Below are 1,641 nucleotides of genomic sequence, written 5' to 3'. Positions count from 1 at the left end.
CGCGTTTTTTTCAAAATTTCGCTTAGGATTGCGTAGTTTTTAAAATACAATAGATGCGCCAAAAAGAACAAATTCAGCGCCACAAAGGAGATCTGATAGACCGCGTTTTTGAAAAACAGCGACGCGCACCAAAGAAGCAGCAGCGTTAAAAATGTGATCCTCCAGCCGCTAAGTGCGCCGTTTTCGTAAAAAAATTTTTTCATATTAAACTCTCATAAACCTTTATCGTTTTTTCTACCATCTGCTCTAGGCTGAAGTTTTGCGAAACGTAGCCGTAGCCGTCAAATTTCAGCTCGCGCGCGGGGGCAAACAGCCCCGCCAGCGCCTGCGCGTCGCCCACGTCAAAAAAATATCCGTTTTCACCCTCTTTGATAATATCCAGCGCGCCGCCGTGACGGGTCGCTATCACCGGGCAATTCAGCGCAATCGCCTCAGCCATCGAGCGTCCAAAGCTCTCGGGCTTGCTCGAAGCGCTTACCGTGACCGATGAGAGCGAGTAAATCTCGGCTAGCTTGCTCTGCGAGCCCGTAAAAATTACGCGTTCGCCCAGTTCAAGCTCAGCTACAAGCGATTTTAGCTCGGAAAAATACTCGTCGCGATCCGCTCTCACGCCGCCTACGATCAAAATTTTAAGATTTTGTTCGCTTGCTAAAGCCGCGGCGCGAATCAGGGTTTTGTAATCCTTAATATGCGTGATGCGCCCAACGCTTGAGACGATGAAATCATCCTGCGCGAGGTTAAAATTCTGCCGAAATTCCGCGATGAAGCGCTCGTCTAAATTTTTGGGATTAAATTTTTCTAGATCGATGCCGCGCGGAATGATCGTGATCTTGGCTGCGTCTACGCCGTAGCTTCGCACTACGTGATCGCGCGCGTAGCCGCTAGGGCAGATGATCGCGTCCGCATCCGTCATGATTTTGCTGTAGAAATTTACGGAATTTATCCCATGTACGGTGCTTACGATCTTTGCACGCGGGCGAGCAAATTTAACCAGCCACGCCGGCACGCGTGAGCGGACATGCACGATGTCTGGAGAAATTTCGTTTAAAATTTTACGCAGCTTTAAAACGCGCGCCGGAGCGCTTAGGATATTTTTGGAGCAAACGTCGAGCTGCACGTGTACGCCGCCCTCGTTTTCTATCTTTGGCGCCAATTTGCCGCCGTTACTGATAACGAAATTTTCGATGCCGCGCCGCGCAAACTCCCTATTTAGCTCGACTACGCCGCGCTCGACACCGCCTTCGTTAAGCTCGGGCAGGATTTGCACGACCCTCATATTTTTATCTCCCCCACAAACGCCTTAAGATCGTACTTCGCAGTCTTTTTTAGCTTCGCGCTCTCGCTGTATCGCCTAGCATACCCCGTAGAAACGAGAGCATTTATAAAATCGTCAAATTTATTATGAGCGTCTTTGCGTTTTAAACTCAAAATAGCCACGTTCGCGCTCCCGTTAGATACGGCCTCGCTTATCATCGAGACGCTGTCCTCGCTGATAAAGACCCACTCGCACTGCGCCAAAAAATCGCCGATCGGATTTACGGGCTCGCGGCTATAAATCACGCTGTAATCCCAGCTGAGCTTTTCTAGCGCACTCTCGGTAGCCCGCGGCGTGCGCGGAGAGGTCGTTAGCGCAAACTCGCA

General features: G+C 50.3%; 2 protein-coding genes and 1 pseudogene. All 3 read right to left on the bottom strand.

All coding sequences use genetic code 11. From position 1 onward, the window contains the following. Window positions 1-203: pseudogene (locus Q0256_RS00015) on the bottom strand (hypothetical protein); the annotation flags it as partial. Beyond that, complete coding sequence (locus Q0256_RS00010) at window positions 200-1,276, bottom strand: glycosyltransferase family 4 protein (protein WP_297958904.1); 1,077 nt, start codon at window positions 1,274-1,276, stop codon at window positions 200-202. The pseudogene Q0256_RS00015 and the gene Q0256_RS00010, both read right to left, overlap by 4 nt. Beyond that, a partial coding sequence (locus Q0256_RS00005) for an ELM1/GtrOC1 family putative glycosyltransferase (protein ID WP_297958902.1) occupies window positions 1,273-1,641 on the bottom strand: 369 nt, incomplete at its 5' end. The genes Q0256_RS00005 and Q0256_RS00010, both read right to left, overlap by 4 nt.

Origin of the sequence: uncultured Campylobacter sp. (genome assembly GCF_937949835.1) — a bacterium.
In the GTDB taxonomy this organism is placed as follows: Bacteria; Campylobacterota; Campylobacteria; order Campylobacterales; family Campylobacteraceae; genus Campylobacter_B.
The sequence above is the reverse complement of the archived record's forward strand: the minus strand, read 5'-3'. Positions and strand labels throughout refer to the sequence as shown.